This window comes from Candidatus Thiodiazotropha endolucinida, from assembly GCF_001715975.1.
Classification (GTDB): domain Bacteria; phylum Pseudomonadota; class Gammaproteobacteria; order Chromatiales; family Chromatiaceae; genus Thiodiazotropha; species Thiodiazotropha endolucinida.
Genome location: NZ_MARB01000001.1, coordinates 115,903 through 140,005, shown reverse-complemented (window position 1 = coordinate 140,005; position 24,103 = coordinate 115,903). Strand labels below are relative to the sequence as shown.

Below are 24,103 nucleotides of genomic sequence, written 5' to 3'. Positions count from 1 at the left end.
CGACTGCCGAGGTGGAATTACCGATCCGCTAGGCACCCAACGGAAACTATTGCCGGTGGGTTTCTCCGGAGAACTGTAGAAAAACTCCTCACTCAGGGGCTGCCGACGAAACCTCATGACTCTTCACCATTGACCAAGGTAAGCTGGACCATTCTGTCGTATGCCAATCCCTCAAGATCCTGTATGGGATAGCGTGCTTCCGCCTTACCGACATAGTGGACTTCCATCCGATCTTCCGATAATCCCGAATCCATCAACAGATTGGCGACGGCATCTGCCCGTCGTTTGCTGAGGGTCTTGTTATAGTCGTCACTTCCCCTCGCATCCGTGCCTGCCCGAATCTGCAGTTTCAACTCTGGGAAGGCCTGCAACATAACAACCAGGGCTTTAAGTTGGTTGCCGATCCCTGCTTCAATCTCGGCACTGTCACTACGAAACCCAAGGCAAAAGGTATACCCCTGCTGCAGTGCCTCGACTCTGGCAGATTGCAATGCCCGCTGCCGCTGATAAAGCGCCTGGTGTTCCGCGGCAGCCAGCTGTTCTCTCTGCTGCATGACCCGGACCGCCGACAACGCTGAGTCCATTGCATCGACCTGATCTTTCCGCACCGCCAGTTCTCCGGCCATCGCACCACCGGTCAACCCCAAAACAACCCCAGGCGCCCCACCGAGGAGAGTACCCACCACCACTCCGATCATGGAGCCTGTGAATACACCTTTTTCCGCTTTTTGGTCCCGCGCTTGCGCCACCAGCGGGGATTGAAACAGGAGACTGAAAATTGCCATTGCCACTAACGTTTTCTTCATTTTCTGAACCTCTTAATGTTGACCCAGCGTGCCCTCCTTGGCGAACCCGTCCACTCCTGTGCCGCGCCGGTTTGCGGTACTACCGATAACAATTTCAGTTCAGTCAGATGGCAATTTGCTCACCAAAATGAGGCCGGATGGAAGCAGAAAGTGGCGACAATCTGTCAACCTGAGGGTAGTATTGCAGTGAGTGGTGGGAATTAACCAATGGACAGCTGTGATTTGAGCTAAAGTAACTATTTATGGATGCCGCAAAGCTGTAGGAAAAGCAAGGAATCTCCCGTAATCAAGAATGAAAACTGCCTACTTCGCATTTTTTCTAGGATTGATGATATGTTTCAGCGAAACGGCACACTCGGTCGACCTCGTCATCAATCTTGACGTCACCCAAGAGACGCTTTCACGCCATACCTTGCGCTCCATATTCAGCATGCGCAAAACCCAATGGTCGGATGGTAAACCGATTCATGTCTTCGTGATGGGTGACAAGAGTAATCTGCATAGGCGCTTCACCAAACAAATGCTTGGCCTGTTTCCCCATCAATTGCGCCGTGCCTGGAACAGACAGATCTATTCCGGTATGGGGCAGGCGCCCATCAGGGTGGGATCCGAGCGGGAGATGCGGATAAAAGTTGCAAATACTCCCGGTGCAATTGGCTATCTTTCTGAAGGATATACTAATGAGCATGTACGGACGATCAGCATTGAAAAGTAGCCGGACTGTTTGCCTGTTCGCACTGCTCTGCGTACTTGGCCAGAAATTATTGGCTGCCGAAACTGACGTATTCGAAGGTATGTTCCAAGTCCATGGTTTCTTGACCCAAGCCTATGTCAAGACAACGGAAAATCAATTTTTTGGTGACAGCCAAGACGGTAGTTTCGATTTTCGCGAATTGGGTATCAACGCATCCTATCGGATGTCGCCACAGATAATGCTGGCAGCACAGATACTCTCCCGTAAAGCCGGTGAAATGTATGATGGCTCTCTCGACTTGGACTATGCGCATTTCGATTACACCCTTCATATGAGCGAAGATGATCGTATCGGCTTTATACTCGGTCGCAGTAAAAACACCTTCGGATTCTATAACGACACTCGTGATGTGGCTGCAACCCGTCCAGGTATATTTATGCCCCAGGCTATATACTGGGACCGGGTACGAAACATGGTACTCTCAAGCGACGGAGGACAGCTATACGGCGAAATCCAGTCAGAGTCCCACCTTTTTCAGTTGAGGCTGATCGGTGGTACAACTCCCATCGATGAAAATGTCGAGAACTCCTATCTCAGCCCGAACCTGAACCCGAAAATGGACAATGACGGCATCACACTGGGAGGGAGATTGCTTTATGAATGGGATGGGGGACGCTTCAGACTGGCTTTCAGCACTGCTTCATTGACGCTGGATGCAGAGACGGACCTGTTCCCACCCGGTGAGATCAAGATCGATTATCGGGTATTATCCGCACAATATAATACCGGCCCCTGGAGTCTCACCATGGAATACATGGAAGAACCGATTGATTATAAAGATTTCAACGGCCTGCTGAATATGGCGGATACAACCGTAGATGGCTATTATTTTCAAGGCAACTATCGTCTTGATGCAGATTGGGAGCTTTTTGTTCGCTATGAGGAGAGCCACTATAACAAACACGATAAAGAGGGTAAGAATAGCAGTGCCATACTTGGCCCTCCGGAGCATACCTTTTTCAGTGAATTATGGACACTGGGGATACTCTGGGAACCTACTGAACAGCTGATGCTGCGCGCAGAGTTCAGTCAGGTCGAGGGTGCGATTTTCCTTTCAAACCTGGAAAATGCACCCGGCACCACTGAACGGGACTGGAATCTGTTTTCCTTGCTTGCCTCATACAGTTTCTGAGCAGTCACCATGGATTCAGTCAAAAACAAGCCTGAACAGGACCGCGGTAACGCACAATCCAGCAAGGGTTTATTTCTCAGCCTTAAATGGAAGGTGGTACTGCTGTTCAGTCTGGTTTTGTTTATCATCAATGCCGGCCTGGCCGGCATGGGTTATCTGCAACAGCGCAAGTTATTCGATACCTATCAAGCACAGATACTTGACCAACATCACCGACAGGTCAGGTCACTTCTGGAATCCAGCATTTATAGACTGGAGCAGATAGCTTTGATGATTCCTGCATTGTCTGAAGCCGCGACAACTTCTAAAAAATTAGCCTTAACGGAAAAACTGGAAAGATTTTTCAAGCACAGCGAGACGACACTGCAAATTGACTGGGGGCTTGAAGAAGCAGCCTATTACAGTAGTGACAACAAACTGCAATTCAACTGGCAGACCGGTGCACTCGATGACTCTTTTTTAGAGCTGGTCAAATCAGTCAATCGTCTTGAAATACCCTCCAACACCATTTACTGCGATGTCCGTTGCAGTCAATATGTTGCCGTACCTCTGTTGGACAGAGGCCAGCATGCTGGCGTATTGCTGGTTGGACAATCATTGGCTGACCTGATTATCGATTTCAATGAACTTGCAAAAGCTGACGTAGCCATCGTAAACCGCCCCAAACAACATGAACAGCTACAAGGCAGAAATCGCTACCTGACCAATTGGCGGCGTTACATAATCGCGTCAAGCAATTTAGACCGTTCGATACCCCTTTTGCAGTCTACCGCCGACGCAATCGAAATGGAAAATCTGTTACATAACAGATACACAACGATTTTGGATAGAAACCATTATGCTTTAAGTCTGATTCCCGTGAGTAGTGACATATCCGCATTTTCTGCTGATTTCATAATAGCCAGCAACATTACCCCGGTTGTCAATCAAATCCAACAGGCAACCACACAATCAGTGATTATCGGCATTATCGGTTTCTCGGTCTCCGAACTGCTATTGGCACTGTTCCTCTGGCAACCTATGAAGCGATTGTTGATGATTTCTGACAGTCTGCCTCTACTGGCCAAAAATGCATTTCGTGAAGTAAGAGACAAACTCACTGTCAAGCATCCGGATCGATATAGGGACGAGATCGACATTGCCGGCGATTCAGCCATCCAACTGACGTACACTCTGGAAAGACTTCATAATGAAATCAAAACCAATACTGACAACCTTATCAAACGCGGCGAAGAGTTGGCGGTAGAACGTGACTTTCTCAATACCATCATGGACAGCGCCCAGGCGATCATCCTGACACAGAACTGCAATGGAGCCATACTCACCATCAATACAGAAGGGGGAGAATTCATCGGGATCAGGAATTATGAGCGCGGCACCCGCCATTTTTGTGATCTCTTTATGAATGTTGAGGATATTAAAGAGATGAAACATGTTATGTTACGACTGCGTGACGGCATGATAAGCTCATATCAACACGATGCGGGCTCTCTGTCTGCAGATGGTCGAAACAGAACCATTTCCTGGGTTCACTCTCCATTGACCGGTATAAATGATGACAATGAACCCGTCATACTCTCAGTGGGGCTGGACATTACAGATCGAGAGGTTGCCGAACAGCGACTTGCCTGGATGGCCAGTCATGACCCCTTGACCGAACTCCATAATCGGCGCAATTTTCAGGTCGAATTCGATAAAATACTGACTCTTGCGGAACGTTATCACCATAGTACGGCATTGATCTTTTTCGATCTTGACCAATTCAAATACATTAATGACACAAGTGGTCATCAGGCCGGCGATGCCCTTTTGCAGATCGTTGCCAAAAAGCTGCGGGAAATCACCCGCAGTACCGAACTGCTCGCTCGCCTGGGTGGAGATGAGTTCGCCATAGTAATACCTGAAACCGATATATCGGATGCAACACAATTCGCTGACAAGCTGTTGTCTGAGCTCAAGCAGATCACGATACCGCTGAAAGGCCACAGTCATCGTATATCGGCAAGCATCGGCATCGCCACTTACCCAGAACATGGCAGCAATTCCGATCAGTTATTGTCGAACGCCGACCTTGCCATGTATCAAGCAAAGGAATCCGGCAGAGATCAATGGCATATCTTCTCCAGCCAGGATCAAACTCACGAGGAGATAAAAGCGCGCGTAACCTGGAAAGACAAGATCGAGCAAGCCTTGGCTAAAGATAACTTTATTCTGTTTTTCCAGCCCATCATGGAGATAGCAAATGGCACTATCTCTCACTACGAAGTTCTGATCAGGATGATCGAGAGTGATGGCACACTTGCGCTACCAAGTGAATTTATCCCTGTCGCTGAGCGGACAGGACTGATTCACCAGATCAACCATTATGTTTTACGCACTTCGATTCAACGATTGTCCAGCCTGAACAAGGCAAATCATGACATCACTCTCTCGATCAATCTTTCCGGGCGTGTTATTGATGACCCAGAACTGCTCACGCAACTGACACATCTTCTCAACTCTAGCGGCATCAATCCGGAACGACTGGTTTTCGAGCTAACTGAGACAGCGGCACTCGCCGATGTCAACGCGGCGATCGATCTAATGAGTGAACTTCAGGCGCTTGGCTGCCGCTTTGCCCTGGATGACTTTGGAGTCGGGTTCTCATCATTTTACTATCTCAGAGAACTACCGTTGGATATAGTCAAGATCGATGGCTCATTCATTAAGAACCTGACCACGAGCACCAAGGATCAGGTTTTCGTCAAGGCTCTGACCGAAATGGCGAGCGCACTCGGTAAAGATACAGTCGCTGAATTCGTTGAGGACGAGGCAACGCTTAAACTATTGACAGAGCTTGGTGTCGCCCATGCCCAAGGATATTACATTGGCAGGCCATCCCCGGAAATTCCTGTCACTACCACACTACCTTCATCCATATCTATATGATCCAATCCCTTTGGCTCCTTTGATTCTTATGTGTTTTGAAAAAGCCGCCAGGGTAATAAAAAATGGATCGATACCTTGAATGTTTCACTCATTCCCATAAAACGTTCATAATCCCCATACCAGAGAACTGAGCATACAGGATGATTGATCAACGTGGTTAGAAAGCAGATAGCCGTCATTGAGGATGAACAGGTTATAAGGGAAAACTATATTGACTACCTAAGCCGGCAGGGTTATTCGGCAACTGGTTATGCCACGCGTCAGGAGGCTCTGGCAGCGTTCAACAAACGCTTGCCGGACCTTGTCATCCTCGATATCGGGCTGGCGGATGACATTGATGGAGGATTCGAGCTATGTCGCGAACTGCGCAACCGGTCCAATACTCTGCCAATCATCTTCCTGACTGCACGCGACAGCGATTTAGACAGTGTTTCAGGCTTCAGACTCGGCGCTGACGACTATCTCACTAAAGATATCAGTCTTCCCCATCTGATTGCTCGGATAGGCGCACTGTTCCGCCGTATCGATGCCATGCAACAAGAACAGCCAAGTGATTCTCAGCTGATTCGGGGTGACCTGCAACTTGATCGTGACCGGCTCACAGCACACTGGAAACAGAACCCGGTCAACCTCACAGTCACCGAATTCTGGATGCTGCATGCCCTGGTCCGTCATCCCGGCCATGTTCGAAGCCGGGATCAATTGATGGAGGAAGCCCATATCTATGTGGATAGTGCCAGTATCACGACCCATATCAAGCGTATTCGACGAAAATTCCAGCTGGTGGACAGTGATTTCATCCTTATTGAATCGGTCTATGGTGCCGGCTACCGCTGGATACAATAGCGCCACCGCAGAGCCGGCGTCGACATCGATCAGTCGAACGCAACGAGAATAAGCAATCGCTTCACCGTGACACCAGTATGGTTTACAGATGCCTCAAAAGATGAATCTGCCTTTCACCCAAACACTACGATTCAAACTTCTGCTTGTATCATTCAGTCTGATTCTGATTCCTTGGGCAGGTTACCACTATTTATCTGAGATGGAGGCTTCGCTTCGCCAGGCACAAGAGGCCTTACTACTTAACAGGGCTGAGATTGTAGCCAACATGCTTGCAGCAAACAGCAACAACTGGCTGGCTGGCACGACCTCAGAAAATGTAACGCACAATAATTCCCTCTATGTTCATCCGCTCGCCAACTCCCCAGACCTTGATGGCTATGATGAAGATTGGCTTAGCCTGAAATCTCAATCCCGCCAGTTCAGGGCCAGTGCGACAACCCCTGATGCAGTCAGTTTTGAGTGGCTTGCAGGATTTCAAGGCGAAAATATTTATCTGATGATAGAGGTCAGGGATCAGACCCTGATCTATCCTCAGTCGGAGCGGATCCTGAGTGTCGGTGATCACCTGATACTCGCGCTCCCGGGTCCCTCAGGAAAGAGCAGAAAATACCGCCTTGGCACCCCGGCTCCAGGCTGGGTCAACGTGGTTGAATACGAAAACAACCGCCAGCAGACAGCCATTAGGGGTGAATGGCAGGAAACTGCCCATGGTTACCGGGTTGAACTGCAGATACCCCGTTCAATGACTGACGGACATCTCTCCCTGGCAGTCGTCGACATCGATATACCCCAGGCAAAACCCGTTGGGATTGCCTCCACTTCAGGTTGGAACAGCAACCAAAATCTCTCCCGGCTGGTCATGCCTACCATTCGGGTAGACAGGCTTCTATCTGGTCTGGAAGAGAAAAATCACCGTTATACGATTCTTAACAGAAAGCGTCAGGTTATTGGACGGTATGGATCGATTCAAACGTCTATCAAACCGAACCACATCCTGTTAAGTCGGCTGATTTCATTACTCTCGCCCTCTGCTGAAGAGACAGGGATAGACGCCAGGGAGGGTATGGGAAAACTGGATGGCCCGGAGATTCGTCGATCACTCTCAGGTGAAGGTGCGATCTATCGCTATAGCATCACCGGTTCGAAATCAATGATCCTCTCTGCTGCGCATCCGATTGAAATTGGTCAAAATACTATTGGCACAGTGGTTGTTGAACAAAGCACTCAAATGATACTGCTGTTACAACAGAGTGCGCTCGAGCGACTATTTCTCATAAGCCTGATACTGTTCATCATCACAGGAGGAACACTGCTCCTATTCGCCTCCTCCCTGACTCGCCGTATTACCCGACTCAGCCATAAATACAACCAGGCTGTCAGTCCGGATGGCCGGATCATAGAAGAGGTCCAGTCAGGCAAAGACAAGGATGAACTGGGTGAACTTGATCGGAGTTTCAGTGCAGTTCTAAGACGTTCTGTCGCATATACAGGCTATCTTGAGTCCATGGCAGCAAGACTTACCCATGAAATCCGCACCCCATTGACTATGGTTCAGGGCTCTTTGGAGAACCTTCAACATGATAGTGACTCTTTCCAGAAATCACCCTATATCGAACGAGCGCTTGATGGTACACGAAGACTCAATCTAATTCTCACACGCATACGCGAGGCCACTCGGCTAGAACAATCACTACAGAACAGTGAAAAAGAAAAAGTCGATATCACTGCTTTTTGTAAATCCCTGTGTGACGGTTACGCTATTACCTACCAGCATATTGATTTTGAGTGCCATATACCGGCCTATCCCATTTGGATCCAAATATCTCCAGACCTGATCAGTCAGGCAGTGGATAAACTGATCAGCAATGCTATCGACTTCCACCAACCGAATACAGCCATACAGATCATACTGGACGACATGAACAGCAAAGCGCTCGACATTAAGATCAGGAACCGAGGTCCACAGCTAGCCGAAAGTGACATACCCAAACTATTTCACAATATGGAATCGAAAAGAATAGGCAACGACAACCAGATCCATCTCGGTATAGGGCTTTATCTAGTGCGCTTGATAGCCGAGTTTCACCAAGGAGATGCATGGATGAACAACGAAACTGACGGCGTCTGTTTTGCAATCACCCTTCCATATACAATTTAGTGCCCCGATTGCAGTCGAGATGGCGTAACTGACATCAAGAACGCATGCACTGAACAGATGTCAAAAGTACTGTAAACTCCGGTATGTCTATCATCCTGTCATGCCCTATAGGAAGCAACGGGAGTTAATATTATGAATATCCAGCTGATCACAGATTTCTTTATGTGGTGCACACTCATCAATGGCGGTCTGCTGATTCTGTGGACACTGTTTATTCTTTTCGCACCTGAGCTGGGTTACAAAACGCAGAGTCGCTGGATTGCAATCTCCAGAGCGAATTTTGATCAACTGATCTATCTTTTCCTGGGTATTTTTAAGCTCTTCTTTATTTTCTTTAACCTGATACCATTCCTTGCACTGCTGATCATCGGTTGATCATTGCCGTCGAGCACAGTGAACAGAGATACCAGGGTTACCAAATACGCTTTGAGAAACGAGTAAGTTCATTCAGCCTGTCGCCGGTACATCGGTGTGTTTAACCAGAAAATCGGTGAATGTGGCCGCTGCCATCGGCCGTCCGATGTAGTAACCCTGGGCATAGTCACAGCCACTCTCGTGTAGAAACCGCCATTGCGCCTTGGTCTCCACACCTTCCGCCACTACCTTGAGGCCAAGGTGGTGGGCCATGGCGATAATTGCCTCACAGAGCGCTGCGTCTTCGGGGTCGGTTGTTACATCGCGTATGAATGATTTGTCGATCTTGATCTTGTCCACGGGAAACCGTTTGAGGTAACTCAGTGACGAGTAACCGGTACCGAAATCGTCAATGGAGATGCCGATGCCTTGCTTACGTAAAACACCCAAACGTGTGCCGGGTTCCCGGTGTTCGTCCAGAAAGACACTCTCGGTAATCTCAAGGAAGAGCCTGGATGAGAGATGCGGCTGGTGCTTCATCAGATCAAGCATTTTTTCCAGGAAACCTTCAAACTGGAATTGGACAGTGGAAACATTGACCGAGAGCAATTCCATCTTCAATCCTGCCCGGTCCCAAAGCTTTAGATCCAACGCCGCCTGCTGCAGTACCCAATCGCCAATGGGCACAATCAGACCGCTCTCTTCAGCTACCGGTATAAATTGATCAGGCCCCACACGACCCTGTTCGGGCGATCCCCATCGGATCAAGGCCTCAGCGCCCACAATTTGACCATCAGCGATATCCACAATGGGTTGGTAGTGGAGTTGAAACTCATTCCCGCGTAGAGCGTTACGCAGGGCTGCACCCAGTGAGACACGCCCCTCCGCCACTTTATTCATCTCCCAGGTGAAGAAACGGTAGGTATTGCGTCCCTCTGCCTTGGCCTGATACATGGCGGTGTCCGCATTCTGCAACAGCATGCCTGTGTCACTGCCATCTTGAGGATAGAGCGTAATACCGATACTGGCGGAAACATGGGTCTCCTGACCACCAAGGTCGAACGGCCGTGACAACTCGGTCAGTATGGAGGTAGCCACCCTGGCAACAGCCTGCCCCTCACTGATAATGGGTAAGATAACCGTAAACTCGTCACCACCCAGTCTGGATACCGTATCCATCTCTCTGACGCACAGCCGCAGCCGCCGCGCCGCCTCCTGCAGCAGTTGGTCGCCTGTAGCATGTCCCAGGGCGTCGTTGACATACTTGAAACGATCAAGATCGATAAAGAGCAGTGCAAGTATGGAGTGTTGCCGCCGGGCAAAGGCCAGAGCCCGACCCAGCCTGTCCAGGAAGAGATTCCGGTTTGAGAGGCCGGTTAGCGAATCAAAATTAGCCTGCTGCCAGATCTGATCCTCATAGTCCTTGCGCTCCCGGAACCGCTGGCGACTGCGCCTGCCGTAGAACCAGATGGCACTGACCCCCGCAAACCAGATCAGACCCAGACCTGCCTTGATCTCCCGCTTCTGTTCGGCAGCCGAGGAAAAGTAGTGTTTCATTGGTACGGATATGCCCACTCCACCTCGTATATCCCCCACCTGATACCCCTGATTATGGTGGCATTTGAGACAGCCCGCCTTTGTCTCCATAGGACGTATCAAACGCAGGTAGGGCTCGCCGTTGATATCGGTGAGCTCGAACTGTTCCTTCTCTCCGCGCTCGAAAGATTCCAGGGCCGCCCGCTCCCACTCGTCCGGCGCGTTTTCCGGATTGAGGGTCTTGGTGCTGGTGATTCTCCCTTTGACCCCATAGAGTTCGGCATAATCCTCCATCATCTGGCGCAGCATATAAGCGGGATTCAGTAGCGTCAGCTGGCGGCCGGAGGGGGTTACCAGATCACGCTCAGGGATATGTCTCAGGAGTGGGCTGGGTTGCGTACGCTCAGTCACCGGCACGTAGACCCCTCCATGGGTGGTTGCCCAGACACGAAAGGCCTGGTCCTTGTTGAAGTTGTCGATCGCCTCCCGGCGAGCCAGCTCCAACATCTCGGCATACTCATTGCTCATCGCCCATAAGAGCAGAAACAGTACCAGCAGTGTCCAGCCGAAAAAGGCCACCCATAACTGAATCCGCAACCTAGATTCATCGCTTTGGACGAGAGGGATCAATTGATTCATGGACTTCCTAATCCACCTTGGGTTATTTCGATAACATGACCCGGGATAAACACAGACTTTATCGGCAGATATTCATAAAAACTTAAGATGAGGCATCCGATTTCCAACCACTACGGCATGCGCTTTGTAAAACACACGTATGGCAGCATATCCGGCCATAGAAGACACCGGCCTGGTCGATTTCTTCAAGTTTGAGGGAATCCTAAAACACAGTAAATACCCGCCCTTGCCCTGTTCACGCCGATTGGCTGATAAAGGACAATGCCTTTAGCGTGAGCAGAATAGGTCCACTCAGTCACAGTGGGATATCCGGCAACTCTGCGCATCCAACCGATCTGGCCAGACGGGATCGAATATGAAACCATGGGTTATCTGGTGCTAGGTGTCTGTTTTAGTGCTATTTAATGATCTGTGGATATAGACCTTCGCTAGCGTTACTCTGTGTCATATCGACTCGGTTCGCTACGCTCAACGGCTTAATGACATGGCAGGCATTTTTATCAGTTATCGACGGGACGACAGCCAGGGGTTTGCCGGCCGGCTGGCTGACGACCTGACCGAGATATTGGGCTCCAACCTGGTATTTCGCGATGTGGAGATCCCGGTCGGCCACGATTTCAGCTTAATCCTGAACCGTGCAATTGCAGCCTGTGATGTGTTGCTGGTGGTGATCGGCAGAAACTGGCAGACCACATCCCACAACGGTGCCAGATCGCGGCTGTTTGAGCCGACCGATTGGGTACGGGCAGAGATCAAGGCGGCATTTGAACAAGGTAAACGCATCATCCCGATCTTGGTCGGGGGTGCCAAGATGAGCACCGCGACGGAACTGCCAGCGGATATCTCTCAACTATCGAAAATCCAGGCCTTTGAAATGAGCGACCGGCGCTGGGATGAGGATATCGAAAATCTGGTGCAGTTGCTGCAAAGGGAAGTACCCGAACTGACCGGTTCAGTGTCCTCACCCCATAGGCAGGCCGATTCACCTGCGCAGGTGTTGCGTGAACTTGGTCACCGGGTTCTGGAGGAAGTCAGACAACAGAGAACACCCCAGGCTCCATCAAGGCGTACTGCTCATAGGTGGTGGCTGGGACCTGTCATGGCAATTGGCGGATTCCTGAGAAAACTGGCCATTACGGTTTTCGTCATCGCCATGGTCTATATAGGTTTCCGTTTATTCGGTGATGCCGCGGTATTGGAACAACTCGATCGCTTAGAAACCCGTTTGCTAGTCGGCTGGGATAGACTGCTTGACTATCTCAACATTCAATGATTCCAACCTTCAACGGGCTTCGCAGGGTAAGCCCGGTCGTTTCGATGCGTGGGCCATGGTTAGCTGATGTTTGAATTGCAGTCAACTCACCACTTCACAAAAAATGGAACCCGATATGTCGGGTTATTTTACATTCAAAAGACCAATTATTTTCATCGGCTTTTATAAGCCACTGATACCTAGTTATTACTGAAATATGGCATATTTATTGTATGAATTAAGTGATTATAAAAATGAATAGTACATCGAATTAAAACAGCGGATTTGAGTCCGACAACCGATAAGGAGCAGTATTGATGCAACTTAAATGGATGGCTGTAGCCCTTCTTGGCGCTATAACAACACACTCTCATGCGACACTAATTTTCAACGACGGCAGTACCCACCAAATCAGCAGCCCAATCTTCGAAGATGTACGCTTGGAGAATGGCTCTGATCTTGACATCATCCATGGCGGTTCCATTCATACGCCCGCCGACCAGCCCGCAATCTTTATCGGCATCGGGGCCGCTTCGACGATCACATTATCCGGGGATGCCACGGTATCAGGCGGGATCGACTATCAGGCTTGGGGCAGTGATGAGGATGCCGTCATCGTCAACGACACTGCACAGATTGTTGGCCAAGGTGAAAAGTTCAGCGGGCATGGCCGGGGGGCGGTGTCGGGCTCAAGGAGAGTAGAGGTAAACGGCAATGCCAGGCTCGAAGGTGCCGACAACGGTACCCAAGGCGGTCATGCCATCGACAACACCTCTTCCGGCGCACAACTCGCCTCCATTCACGGCGGCGAAGTGATCGGTGGTATGGGCGGACAAACCGGCGGCAACGGAATCGACGGCTGGATTGAAACCATCGGCTTGGACATGTCTGACGGGATTGTGCGGGGAGGTGACTGCGGCAGTCAGGGAGGTCACGGGATCACTACCTTCGGCACAATCTCCGGCACGATTTCAGGGGGCATGATCAGCGGCGGCAACGGCGCCAGTGGGGGAAATGCGATTCAATCACAAGATGGCACAGACCTGGCTATCTCAGGTGGCATATTTCAGGGTGGTAGCGGGGGTCTCTACGGCGGCGATGCCATAAACAGCATTGGCTTTCACAGTTCAACCATCTCCGGTGGATACTTCGATGCCGGCGCCGGCGTTCTGGATGACGGCTGGTTATTGCATCTCTCCGGCATTGGTCATTGGGGCATAACCGGTGGCTTGTTCGGTTATAACAACATCGGTAATGGATTTGGCATATTCAATAACGCGACTGTCGATATTCACGGTTGGGATCTTCAACTAACCGACAATTTACTGACCGGTTACCTCTTGGATGGCAACTGGATTGAGGCACCCGTATCCCTGGCGTACAACGAATTTGCACCGCTAGGTAATTTGAATATCTTTAATCATCAGAACGTCAGGGTTCCCGAACCCGGGAGCCTTATGCTGTTGGCGATCGGATTGGCGGGTATTTGGGGTGCCAAGCGAAAAAAGGCTGGCGGCGCTCCGATGTAATCTATCGGGTGTCGATGACAAATTTAGTCAAGAACAGCCTGGATGTTGAACGTGTGTAGCGATGAGAAAGGTGAATCGATAATGATAGGCGGTTCGATACCTTCACTCCCGTTCCTCTATCCAGGCAGCCTGTATCGCTTCCAGGACCCTTTCTCCGGAATGGTGGGGATCGTCATCAAATTCGTCGAGGACAACGACCCAGTCTCGTAAATCGACGAAATTGAGAAAACGCGGATCAACATCGGGGTGCTTCTCATCCAGCGCTATGGCGATATCCAGACTTTCGGTCCACTTCAAACCCATTGCCGCCTCCTCTCCTCAATGATGCTCTGCTACCATATTGATGGTGTATTTTGGGATTTCGATCACCAGATCCTCATCACCAACCACCGCCTGACAACTGAGACGTGATTCCGGTTCCAACCCCCATGCCTTATCGAGCATATCTTCCTCTGTCTCTTCCGCTTCTTCAAGGGATTCGAAGCCCTCGCGAATGATGACGTGGCAAGTGGTGCAGGCACAGGATTTCTCACAGGCATGCTCGATCTCTATACCGTTCTGTAGGGCTGCATCACAAATTGTGGTACCGGGCTCCGCTTCGATAACCATGCCTTCAGGGCAGATCTCTTCATGTGGTAAAAATATAATACGTGTCATACCGCCGCCTATTCGAATTCATCCACCTTGTGCCCTGACATGGCCTGTTTAATACTCTGATTCATCCGTCGTTCAACATAGAATCCACAGACACTTTCGAGCTGCTCAATGGCCCCTTTAATCACCTTTTGATCATCGGCCCGGGCAACCGATTTCAATGCACCAAGTGCTTGCTCCACCTGCTGACGTTCATCAGAATCGAGTAAACGATCGCCATCCTCGGTCAAAGCCGCCTCCAGCGCCTCAATCACCCTATCCGCTTCCACCTGCTGCTCGCGCAGGCTGCGCAGCTGTTTATCCTCGCCGGCATGTTCAATGGAGTCCCGCAACATCGATTCGATCTCATTGTCGGTCAATCCATAGGAAGGCTTGACCTCGATGCTGGACTGGACCCCGCTGCTCTGTTCCACTGCGCTGACATTCAACAGGCCATCCGCATCAACCGCAAAGGTCACCCGAATCCGTGCAGCACCAGCCACCATGGATGGTATTCCACGCAGTTCAAAGCGCGCCAGTGAGCGACAATCAGTGACCAGCTCCCGTTCCCCCTGCACGACATGGATCGCCATTGCGGTCTGGCCGTCTTTAAAGGTGGTGAACTCCTGCGCTCTCGCCACCGGTATGGTGGTATTGCGGCTGATCAGCTTTTCACTCAAACCGCCCATGGTTTCTATTCCGAGGGAGAGTGGAATGACATCCAACAGCAACATCTCACTATCCGGCTTGTTGCCGGCGAGAATATCGGCCTGGATAGCGGCACCAACAGCTACCACCCGATCGGGATCGATCTCCACCAGCGGTTGTGTCGCGAACAGTTCGCCCACCTTCTCGCGTACTCTCGGCACTCGAGTCGATCCACCAACCATGACCACCTCTTGTACCTCATCCGCGCTGATCCCGGCATCCCGCATCGCCCTGCGGCAGGCAATCAGGGTCTTTTTGACCAATGGATCGATCAGTTCATTGAACTTCGACCGCTGCAGTCTTCCCTGCCACTTGTCGCCCCCATCCAACTCAACACTCACGAGGGTCTCTTCGGCTTCTGTCAGTCTCTCTTTGGCTGTGCAACCTGCCAGCATGAGGCGTTTCATCTGTGCATGATCGGCATCATGTCCAATCCCGGCCTGTTGCATGATCCACTCAGCCACCACACGATCGAAATCATCGCCGCCAAGCGCCGAATCCCCGCCCGTGGCCATGACTTCGAAGACGCCCTTATTGAGTCTCAGGATTGAGATATCAAATGTGCCGCCACCCAGATCATAGATGGCATGCACGCCCTCGGCACCTTTGTCCAGACCGTAAGCCACGGCGGCCGCTGTCGGTTCGTTCAACAGGCGCAATACGTGTACTCCCGCCAATTTTGCGGCATCCTTCGTGGCCTGTCGCTGGGCTTCATCGAAGTAAGCAGGCACAGTGATCACAACGCCGCTCAACTCACCACCCAGTGTCGACACAGCCCGTTTTGCCAGTACTTTGAGTATTTCTGCCGAGACCTCAACAGGGCTGACCTCTCCCGCCATCGTCTCGATACGCGGTACGCTGGTGTGCTCCTGTACAAAGCGATAGGGAAGCCGGCTCCCCAGGGTTTTGATATCATCGATCCCGCGCCCGATTAGCCGCTTCGCCGATGAGATCGTATTCAATGGGTCATCCGTTTCGGTCTGTTTCGCTTCATGGCCCACCTGTACTGAGCCCTGTTGATACCTCACTACGGATGGCAACAGATGACGCCCCTCTTCGTCGGGCAGGGTATCGGCCGTGCCGCTGCGTACAGTCGCCACCAGGGAATTGGTGGTACCCAGGTCGATACCCACAGCCAGACGGTGTTGATGAGGTGCCTGCGCCTGGCCCGGTTCTGAAATCTGCAGCAGTGCCATCTATCTCTCTTCCATCCGATAAGTCAATTCAACTCATCTTCCATATCAGCTTCAACGCTCTCTGCTTCGGTGTGCAACTTCTGCAAAAAGCGCATTTTTCGCAAAATCTCGCGGGCGGCTTGCAACTGCTCTTCCGTCGGCGTTTCAAAATAGACGGCCAACTGAGCCACCAAACTATTGATCTGCTTATTGATCCGGCCACGCAGGTCCATGATTGCCTGGTAGGGATCGGCTTGTCCCCGAATCTCCTCCAGCTCTTCCCTCAATTCCATCTGCTGCATGAGAAAGGCCATATCCTGGGTTGATTCATTCAGGGTATCCATCTCAATACCATGCAACAACAACAGATAACTACCGCGTGCAATTGGGTCTTTAAGTGTCTCAAATGCCTCATTGATGAGTGCTGCACTCTGTACCGACAGTCTCCGCTCCTGTTCGGTTGCATTGGCAAAACGATCAGGATGAATCACCCTTTGTAACTCGCGATAGCGCTCGGATAGCGAGTTGCCATCAACAATATAGCTAATCGGCAAGCCAAAAAGATCAAAGTAGTTTTTCGAAAAATCCAGCATATCGAAAAAAACGGCTGCCTTAAGGCAGCCGTTTCATACCCTTTTTCAACCCATTCTTAGACGTTGAAACTCTCGCCACATCCACACTCGCTTTTCGCGTTTGGATTATTGAATTTAAAGCCTTCATTGAGACCTTCGCGGGCATAGTCGACTTCAGTGCCATCCAGATAGACAAGACTCTTGGGATCGATCACCACCTGGACTCCCCGGTCTTCAAATACCTGGTCATCCTCCTGAAGCTCATCTACAAACTCCATCTCATAAGCCATGCCGGAACAGCCTGAGGTACGCACGCTCAACCGTATCCCCAATCCTCTACCACGACTGGCGAGATACGCCTGAACTCTATCGGCTGCCGCTTCTGTAATCGTAATGCTCATGTCTGCTACTCATCGAGATTGCCGCACCATACCGTTTACTTCTCCTTTTTATCGGAAAAGTCTTTGATCGCCGCTTTTATAGCATCCTCCGCCAATACAGAACAATGCACCTTGACTGGCGGTAGCGCCAACTCTTCTGCAATATCGGCATTCTTTATCTCCTGCGCCTGCTCCAGGGTTTTTCCCTTAACCCATTCAGTCAGCAGGCTACTGGAAGCGATCGCGGAACCACAACCATAGGTTTTAAAGCGGGCATCCTCGATGACCCCGTCATCGTTGACCTTTATCTGCAGCCGCATCACGTCACCGCATGCTGGCGCCCCCACCATTCCGGTTCCCACACTGGTGTCATCTTTATCAAAGCTGCCCACATTACGCGGGTTTTCGTAATGATCAAGAACCTTTTCACTGTATGCCATGATCTACAACCTCTGAATGACGTTGAGCGCGCACTAGTGCGCTGCCCATTGAATTGATTTCAGATCGACGCCGTCCTTGAACATCTCCCATAGGGGCGACAGTTCACGCAGCCGCTCCACTTCTGTTTGAATTTTCTTGATGGCGTAATCCACCTCTTCCACGGTTGAAAAACGACCAAGGGTAAAGCGAATGGAACTGTGCGCCAATTCATCCTCCCGGCCCAAAGCCCGTAACACATAACTCGGCTCCAGGCTTGCCGAGGTGCAGGCCGAACCCGATGAAACAGCAAGGTCCTTGAGCGCCATGATCAGGGACTCGCCCTCAACGAATGCGAAGCTGACATTCAGGTTTCCGGCCAACCGCTGGTCTTCATCACCATTCAGATAGACCTCTTCAATATCGCTGATACCGGCCCAGAGTCGATTGCGCAGGCCCAGGATCCTTTCGTTCTCATTCGCCATCTCTTCACCTGCGAGCCTGAAGGCTTCGCCTATGCCGACAATCTGGTGAGTCGCAAGGGTGCCGGAACGCATACCGCGCTCATGGCCGCCGCCATGCATCTGGGCCTCCAGGCGCACCCTCGGCTTGCGTCTGACATAGAGGGCACCAATACCTTTCGGTCCATATAGCTTATGTGCCGAGAATGACATCAGGTCCACCTTCTGTCGCTGCAGATCGATCGGCACCTTACCGGCACTCTGCGCGGCATCCACATGAAATAGCATCTTGCGATCACGGGTCATCTCACCGATCGACTCGATGTCCTGAATCACGCCGATCTCATTGTTGGCATGCATAATCGAGACGAGAATGGTGTCATCACGCAGTGCGGCTTCCAGTTTGGCCAGGTCTATCAGACCGTTGGGTTCGGGATCGAGGTAGGTCACCTCATAATCGTGACGTTCGAGCTGTCGACAAGTATCCAGTACTGCCTTGTGCTCGGTCTTGCAGGTGACGATATGGCGTCCCTTTTTGGCGTAGAAATCCGCCACCCCCTTTATCGCCAGGTTGTCGGATTCGGTTGCCCCAGATGTCCAGACAATCTCCTTGGGATCGGCATTCACCAGGTCCGCCACCTGACGCCGCGCCGAGGTAATAGCTTCGTCGGCAGTCCAGCCAAAGGCATGGGACCGGGATGCGGCATTACCGAAATTGCCATCCGGGGTAAGATAGCTGCACATGATATCTGCAACCCGGGGATCCACCGGTGTTGTGGCCGAATAGTCCATGTAGATGGGTAACTTCATCTCAAACTCCGACATCGTTCGTCATCAGGCGCCAGCCAAGTCACCTGATCCATCCACTAATGATGAGACATCCAACCCCGGTTGCTCCTGATTGGGGTGATCCTGACGGTCCGCCACTTCCCGCACGGCCTGGCGGTCCATCAGATCCTGCAGACTGATTTTGTTGAGATAACCGTAGATCTGATTACTGAGATCCGACCACAGATCATGCGTAAGGCAGCGCTCATTGTTTTGGCAATTATGCGCTCCGTTACAGCGGGTTGTATCGATATTCTCATCCACTGCAGAGATTACCTCACCCACAAAAATCTCATCCGCGCCCCTGCCCAGGCTATAGCCGCCGCCGGGGCCACGCACACTGGCAACCAGCGATTTTTTGCGCAAACGAGAAAACAACTGCTCCAGATATGAGAGGGATATGCCTTGGCGCTGAGCGATGTCGGCAAGCGTTATGGGGCCCTCCCCGTAGTGGAGGGATAGATCCAGCATGGCTGTCACTGCGTATCGACCTTTTGTGGTAAGCTTCACTTCATGAGCTCCGTGAATATTTCCAATCGCTAATATACATTCCCAAGCAAATTAGTCAAGATTATCCCACCCGGTTTATTCGGTGGTTTTCTCTTTCTCAGGAACCTCTTCATCAAGTTTTTGCAACTCCTCAGCTGTCGAGACAATCTCGCAGGAATCCAATGCGGGCAGATTGGTCTCCTCTTCATCCACGCCAAGCCGTTTCATGGCTTCACACATCGACTCCATTTTCTTGTCCATGACATGGATATGGTCAAGCATGCAGTTGATGGCGTGCGCTACGGGATCCGCGGCATCCTTGGTCGCCCCATAGGCGTCGAAACCTATCTTTTTGGCAATCTTCTCCCGATGGCCTTCCTGCTCCGGCTTTCTGGCGGTGATCAGCTTTCCCGGAACACCCACCACAGTTGAACCGGCAGGTACATCCTTCACAACCACCGAGTTGGAGCCGATTCTAACGCCTTCACCAACAACGATCGGCCCGAGAACCTTCGCCCCCGCACCAACAACCACGTTGTTTTCCAAGGTAGGGTGACGTTTTCCCTTTTCCCAACTGGTGCCGCCCAATGTGACGCCGTGATAGAGGGTGCAATCATCACCAATTATGGCGGTCTCTCCGATGACCACTCCCATACCGTGATCGATAAAAAATCGCCTGCCGATAACCGCTCCCGGATGTATCTCTATGCCGGTGAACAGCCTGGCGATATTGGAGATCACCCGGGCAATCCACTTCAAGCCAATACCCCATAGGGCATGGGCGAGGCGGTGAAAGACGATCGCATGCACACCTGGGTAGGTAGTGATAATCTCGAAGGTATTACGTGCTGCAGGATCCCGATCGAAAACGCTCTGGATATCCTCTTTCCAACGAGAGACTTTATGTTCACCTGTTTCCAACTGCCTACCTACGCTTGCGTGAAAAAATCCGGTGCCACATCCTTAATGGTGGCATGAGGGTAGGAGATTATCCACAATCCCGCACAAAATACTAGGGTATTTTTTTATGGACCCATGATGGGTGCCGGAATCAGTCACATATGTCAGCGCCGCATCGACTTCCGTCCCTGCATGGCACTGAGGATCCCTCGCATGATATTGATTTCATCCTTATCCGGCCTGGCCCGTTGAAAAAGGCTCCGTAGCCGACGTAGCAGCTTCTGCGACTGGCGCGGGTCGGTAAAACCGATATCGTCAAGCGCCTGGGCCAGATGCTCGTGAAAGCCCTGCAGCATGTCAGCGGTCGCCAAATCCCTCTGAGAATCGGACTTGACGGTCGGATCCTGTTGCTGGGCAAGGTAGATCTCATAGGCCAGAATCTGAACCGCCGCACCCAGATTGAGTGAGCTGTAGTCCTCATTGGTCGGGATATGGACAAGAAATGTGCAACGGTCAAGTTCACTATTGGTCAGACCCGATCGCTCTCGCCCAAATACCAGGGCGACATCCCCCGACCTGGCCTCCTGTACCAGCTTGGCGGCCGCCTCCCTGGGGGTCACGATAGGCCAGTCGATGCTTCGGGTACGGGCGCTGGTACCCACCACAAGACGGCATCCGGTCAATGCTTCATCGAGGGATCCCGCTACGCGGGCGTTATTCAACAGATCATCGGCCCCCGAGGCACGGGACGTCGCTTCCTGATGAGGATAGTGCTGGGGTGTTACCAGGTGGAGTTGCCGCAGCGACATGTTCTTCATGGCGCGGGCAGCCGCCCCGATATTGCCGGGATGGCTTGTATCCACCAACACGATGCGAATGTTTTTCAACATAGACGAATAAAAATCCTGGTACTTCCCCAATCAAGTGGGAAATAAACTGCGATAAAACCGGCCGCAAATAGACGCCAATCACTGCCAATAGACGCAAAATTGTACACTATTAAAGATAAAGTCGAACAACGACTTACTACCATTACGCTGTGTGTTTTTTACAAACCTGAAGAGATTGACTACATCGGTAGATGAATAAGATACGGCTAGTGCGCTATCCATGTACATTGTCAAAGTATTTGCGATGTTTGGCGTTCATTTGCGGCCTAATCAATGGTTCTTTGTTAATTGCTTGGTTAGTCAATCAATCCACTCGAACTGGTGAAGAGCCAAAGTCCTTAGACGATAGTTTTTTAGGGTTCTCCTGAATTCTTCAGAAATGCCGGCGAAATCAAGTATGAAATAGTTTAACCTCCTCGCCACTTGCTGTATCCTCGCGGCCCATGAATCCGATGCTCACCATTGCCGTACGCGCCGCCCGCGAGGCCGGACGTATTATCACCCGTAACTTCAACCGGATCGATCGCCTGACGATCAGCGATAAAGGTAGTAACGACTTCGTCAGCGAAGTCGACCGGAATGCAGAAGCTGTGATTATCAATCTGCTGCGTGAGAAATATCCACATCACGCCATTCTGGCGGAAGAGAGCGGCAAGCAGGGGGCTGACGACTACATCTGGATCATCGATCCACTGGATGGCACGACCAACTTTTTGCATGGTTTCCCCCAATTCGCGGTATCCATCGCCCTCAAGATCAAAGGTCGCCTGGAGGTCGGTGTCGTCTACGACCCGGTCAGTGAAGAGATGTATACCGCTTGCCGTGGTGAGGGCGCGTTGCTGAATGACAAAAAGATCCGGGTCTCCGGCCGAAAAGGGCTCAATGGCGCCCTGCTGGGTACCGGTCTGCCCTATCGGGACTTCAGATTCACAGACAACTATATGGGTATGCTGAAGGCTCTGATCAAGGATAGCGCGGGTGTGCGTCGTCCAGGCTCTGCCGCACTCGACTTCGCCTATGTGGCTGCCGGCCGGATGGACGGTTTCTGGGAACTCGGTCTGCGTGAATGGGACTTTGCCGCAGGGGCGCTCCTGGTCAGAGAAGCGGGGGGACTGGTGACTGACATCGGTGGTGGCGAACGCTATCTTGAAACCGGTAATGTCATCGCCGGAAACATCAAGGTCCACAATGCCATGCTGAAATGCATCCTGCCTCATCTCGACAGCAAGCTGACCGCTTGAATGGCGATTGCAAATCGGGCAAAAAAAACAGCGGTATCCACACAGCGTAAATCCGTTAATTGAGTCCGGTTTCATCGCCCCAGTGCCTGTTGGTACCGGTTTAATCGTTCCTTTAAACCGCAAGTGTAGATTTGCATCAGCCTGTTAATTCCCATCCTCAAGAATCCGGTTCACAGATTCAATCAAACCACCTGAAAGCCCCTCAAGATTAGCCAAACGTAACCGTTAGCTGGTGTGAATGCACTGAAAAACAGTGCCTCTGCAAGAACTGATAATTGCGTAGTAACGCTATTCGTATGGAACGGCGAACATGGAAAAAGACCTAAGAAAGAGAAAAAAACTGAGTGACCATGCACTGGAAATGATCATGCGTGACGTATTACACGGTATGCGGGAGTTTTCACTTGAAATGCAAGCGGATACGGCGCCTGCAATGGCCTCCATGGATGACCATGGATTATCCTCGGACAGTATTGAGAGCGTACTACGATCGAAAAAGAGATAGCCTCCTGAAACGGAGGCCATCACTCATGGCACCTCTTCCTGAGCGCCCTCATCCTCTTTCTTCACCGGCATCAGATCCGCACGGCTTACACCCATGAAAAGCACTGAACTACTTGCAACATAGATTGAAGAGTACGTGCCGATCACCACACCCACGATCAACGCCAGGGCGAATCCATGGATGATCTCACCACCAAACAGGAACAGTGCGGCCAAAACAAGCAGGGTGGTACCTGAAGTTATCAGGGTTCGGGAAAGGGTTTGGTTGACAGATGTATTGATGATACTCACTGCCTCGCCCTTGCGGATCTTTCTGAAGTTCTCCCGAATGCGATCAAATACGACGATGGTATCATTGAGTGAATAACCAATAACCGCTAATACGGCAGCCAGAACCGGAAGATCGAACTCCACCTGGAACAAGGCAAAGAAACCGATTGTGATCAGTACATCATGCACCAGGGCGATCACTGATCCAACGGCAAAACGATACTCGAATCGCAATCCCACATAGATCAAGATGCCGATCAGGGCATACAGCATCGCCAGGCCACCATCCTCGGTCAGTTCATCACCCACCTGAGGGCCGACGAATTCAACCCTGCGCAGGTCGACATTCGGATCGATCGACTGCATGGCAGTAAAGGCGCGATCGCTGAGTACCGCACTCTCAATATCTTCCCGGGGCGCCAATCTGACCAACACATCCTTGGAGGTACCGAAGTGTTGAATCACCGCATCACCAAAGCCATCCTTGGACAGCGCCTCGCGCACAACCGGTAGCTCTACCGCCTGTGGGTATCCGACTTCCACAAGAGTACCGCCGGTGAAATCAATCCCCAGGTTGAGTCCGCGGACGATGATAGCGCCCAGTGAGATCAATAGCAGTATACCCGACAGTACCAGTGCAAGATTGCGCTTGCCCATCAAGTCGTAACGGGCCTCTTTGTTTAAGATCTGCATAACAAGAT

At 51.2% G+C, this 24,103-nt stretch carries 23 protein-coding genes; 10 read left to right on the top strand and 13 right to left on the bottom strand.

Annotated features, from left to right (window positions below; genetic code table 11):
• Window positions 1-113 precede the first annotated feature (113 nt).
• The gene (locus CODIS_RS00640) at window positions 114-806 is read right to left on the bottom strand and encodes a DUF456 family protein (protein WP_083220456.1); all 693 of its coding nucleotides are present in this window, start codon (window positions 804-806) and stop codon (window positions 114-116) included.
• Between the two features lie 292 nt (window positions 807-1,098).
• Here CODIS_RS00640 and CODIS_RS00635 point away from each other — a divergent pair, with 292 nt between their 5' ends.
• The 6 genes from CODIS_RS00635 (at window position 1,099) to CODIS_RS00610 (ending at window position 8,999) form a co-directional block, all read left to right on the top strand.
• Window positions 1,099-1,521 carry a substrate-binding domain-containing protein gene (locus tag CODIS_RS00635; RefSeq protein WP_235615091.1) on the top strand — a complete coding sequence of 141 codons (423 nt, stop codon included), beginning with the start codon at window positions 1,099-1,101 and terminating at the stop codon, window positions 1,519-1,521.
• A complete protein-coding gene (locus tag CODIS_RS00630) occupies window positions 1,487-2,692 on the top strand; it encodes a TonB-dependent receptor domain-containing protein (protein ID WP_235615090.1) in 1,206 nt (401 codons plus the stop codon). Before CODIS_RS00635 ends, CODIS_RS00630 begins: the two co-directional genes overlap by 35 nt.
• Before the next feature lie 9 nt (window positions 2,693-2,701).
• Window positions 2,702-5,620 carry a bifunctional diguanylate cyclase/phosphodiesterase gene (locus tag CODIS_RS00625; RefSeq protein ID WP_069120334.1) on the top strand — a complete coding sequence of 973 codons (2,919 nt, stop codon included), beginning with the start codon at window positions 2,702-2,704 and terminating at the stop codon, window positions 5,618-5,620.
• 153 nt (window positions 5,621-5,773) lie between these two features.
• Window positions 5,774-6,466 carry a proteobacterial dedicated sortase system response regulator gene (gene pdsR, locus CODIS_RS00620; protein WP_069120884.1) on the top strand — a complete coding sequence of 231 codons (693 nt, stop codon included), beginning with the start codon at window positions 5,774-5,776 and terminating at the stop codon, window positions 6,464-6,466.
• 88 nt (window positions 6,467-6,554) lie between these two features.
• Window positions 6,555-8,624, top strand: a complete 2,070-nt coding sequence (locus tag CODIS_RS00615; RefSeq protein WP_083220455.1) for an ATP-binding protein — start codon at window positions 6,555-6,557, stop codon at window positions 8,622-8,624.
• Window positions 8,625-8,756: 132 nt separating this feature from the next.
• Complete coding sequence (locus CODIS_RS00610) at window positions 8,757-8,999, top strand: DUF6868 family protein (protein WP_069120325.1); 243 nt, start codon at window positions 8,757-8,759, stop codon at window positions 8,997-8,999.
• Window positions 9,000-9,071: 72 nt separating this feature from the next.
• Here CODIS_RS00610 and CODIS_RS00605 read toward each other — a convergent pair whose 3' ends face one another.
• A complete protein-coding gene (locus CODIS_RS00605; protein WP_083220454.1) occupies window positions 9,072-11,153 on the bottom strand; it encodes an EAL domain-containing protein in 2,082 nt (693 codons plus the stop codon).
• A 484-nt stretch (window positions 11,154-11,637) separates the two neighbouring features.
• On the opposite strand from CODIS_RS00605, the gene CODIS_RS00600 reads away from it, so the two are divergent.
• Window positions 11,638-12,426 (top strand): toll/interleukin-1 receptor domain-containing protein, encoded by a 789-nt coding sequence (locus CODIS_RS00600; protein ID WP_069120322.1) that lies wholly within the window; start codon window positions 11,638-11,640, stop codon window positions 12,424-12,426.
• Window positions 12,427-12,722: 296 nt separating this feature from the next.
• Window positions 12,723-13,934 (top strand): PEP-CTERM sorting domain-containing protein, encoded by a 1,212-nt coding sequence (locus tag CODIS_RS00595; RefSeq protein WP_069120318.1) that lies wholly within the window; start codon window positions 12,723-12,725, stop codon window positions 13,932-13,934.
• A 102-nt stretch (window positions 13,935-14,036) separates the two neighbouring features.
• Here the strand turns inward: CODIS_RS00595 and iscX are convergent, their stop codons facing one another.
• The 10 genes from iscX to CODIS_RS00545 form a co-directional block, all read right to left on the bottom strand.
• Window positions 14,037-14,231 (bottom strand): Fe-S cluster assembly protein IscX, encoded by a 195-nt coding sequence (gene iscX / locus CODIS_RS00590; protein WP_069120878.1) that lies wholly within the window; start codon window positions 14,229-14,231, stop codon window positions 14,037-14,039.
• Between the two features lie 21 nt (window positions 14,232-14,252).
• Window positions 14,253-14,591, bottom strand: a complete 339-nt coding sequence (gene fdx, locus CODIS_RS00585) for an ISC system 2Fe-2S type ferredoxin (RefSeq protein WP_069120313.1) — start codon at window positions 14,589-14,591, stop codon at window positions 14,253-14,255.
• 8 nt (window positions 14,592-14,599) lie between these two features.
• Window positions 14,600-16,471, bottom strand: coding sequence for a Fe-S protein assembly chaperone HscA (hscA, locus tag CODIS_RS00580; protein WP_069120310.1), 1,872 nt, complete (start codon window positions 16,469-16,471; stop codon window positions 14,600-14,602).
• A 23-nt stretch (window positions 16,472-16,494) separates the two neighbouring features.
• Window positions 16,495-17,043, bottom strand: coding sequence for a co-chaperone HscB (hscB, locus tag CODIS_RS00575; protein WP_069120306.1), 549 nt, complete (start codon window positions 17,041-17,043; stop codon window positions 16,495-16,497).
• Between the two features lie 56 nt (window positions 17,044-17,099).
• Entirely contained in the window at window positions 17,100-17,423 is a 324-nt protein-coding gene (gene iscA, locus CODIS_RS00570; RefSeq protein ID WP_069120284.1) for an iron-sulfur cluster assembly protein IscA, read from the bottom strand.
• 35 nt (window positions 17,424-17,458) lie between these two features.
• Window positions 17,459-17,842: a Fe-S cluster assembly scaffold IscU gene (iscU, locus tag CODIS_RS00565; RefSeq protein WP_069120280.1), complete on the bottom strand. Its 384-nt coding sequence runs from the start codon at window positions 17,840-17,842 to the stop codon at window positions 17,459-17,461.
• Window positions 17,843-17,875: 33 nt separating this feature from the next.
• Window positions 17,876-19,090: an IscS subfamily cysteine desulfurase gene (locus tag CODIS_RS00560; RefSeq protein WP_162420064.1), complete on the bottom strand. Its 1,215-nt coding sequence runs from the start codon at window positions 19,088-19,090 to the stop codon at window positions 17,876-17,878.
• A 24-nt stretch (window positions 19,091-19,114) separates the two neighbouring features.
• Complete coding sequence (gene iscR, locus CODIS_RS00555) at window positions 19,115-19,618, bottom strand: Fe-S cluster assembly transcriptional regulator IscR (protein ID WP_069120271.1); 504 nt, start codon at window positions 19,616-19,618, stop codon at window positions 19,115-19,117.
• Between the two features lie 75 nt (window positions 19,619-19,693).
• A complete protein-coding gene (gene cysE, locus CODIS_RS00550; RefSeq protein ID WP_069120268.1) occupies window positions 19,694-20,518 on the bottom strand; it encodes a serine O-acetyltransferase in 825 nt (274 codons plus the stop codon).
• 143 nt (window positions 20,519-20,661) lie between these two features.
• Complete coding sequence (locus tag CODIS_RS00545) at window positions 20,662-21,387, bottom strand: RNA methyltransferase (RefSeq protein WP_069120264.1); 726 nt, start codon at window positions 21,385-21,387, stop codon at window positions 20,662-20,664.
• 443 nt (window positions 21,388-21,830) lie between these two features.
• Here CODIS_RS00545 and CODIS_RS00540 point away from each other — a divergent pair, with 443 nt between their 5' ends.
• Window positions 21,831-22,628 (top strand): inositol monophosphatase family protein, encoded by a 798-nt coding sequence (locus CODIS_RS00540; protein WP_069120259.1) that lies wholly within the window; start codon window positions 21,831-21,833, stop codon window positions 22,626-22,628.
• Between the two features lie 310 nt (window positions 22,629-22,938).
• Entirely contained in the window at window positions 22,939-23,133 is a 195-nt protein-coding gene (locus tag CODIS_RS00535) for a hypothetical protein (RefSeq protein ID WP_069120249.1), read from the top strand.
• 23 nt (window positions 23,134-23,156) lie between these two features.
• Here CODIS_RS00535 and secF read toward each other — a convergent pair whose 3' ends face one another.
• Window positions 23,157-24,095: a protein translocase subunit SecF gene (gene secF / locus CODIS_RS00530; RefSeq protein WP_069120246.1), complete on the bottom strand. Its 939-nt coding sequence runs from the start codon at window positions 24,093-24,095 to the stop codon at window positions 23,157-23,159.
• Window positions 24,096-24,103: the final 8 nt, after the last annotated feature.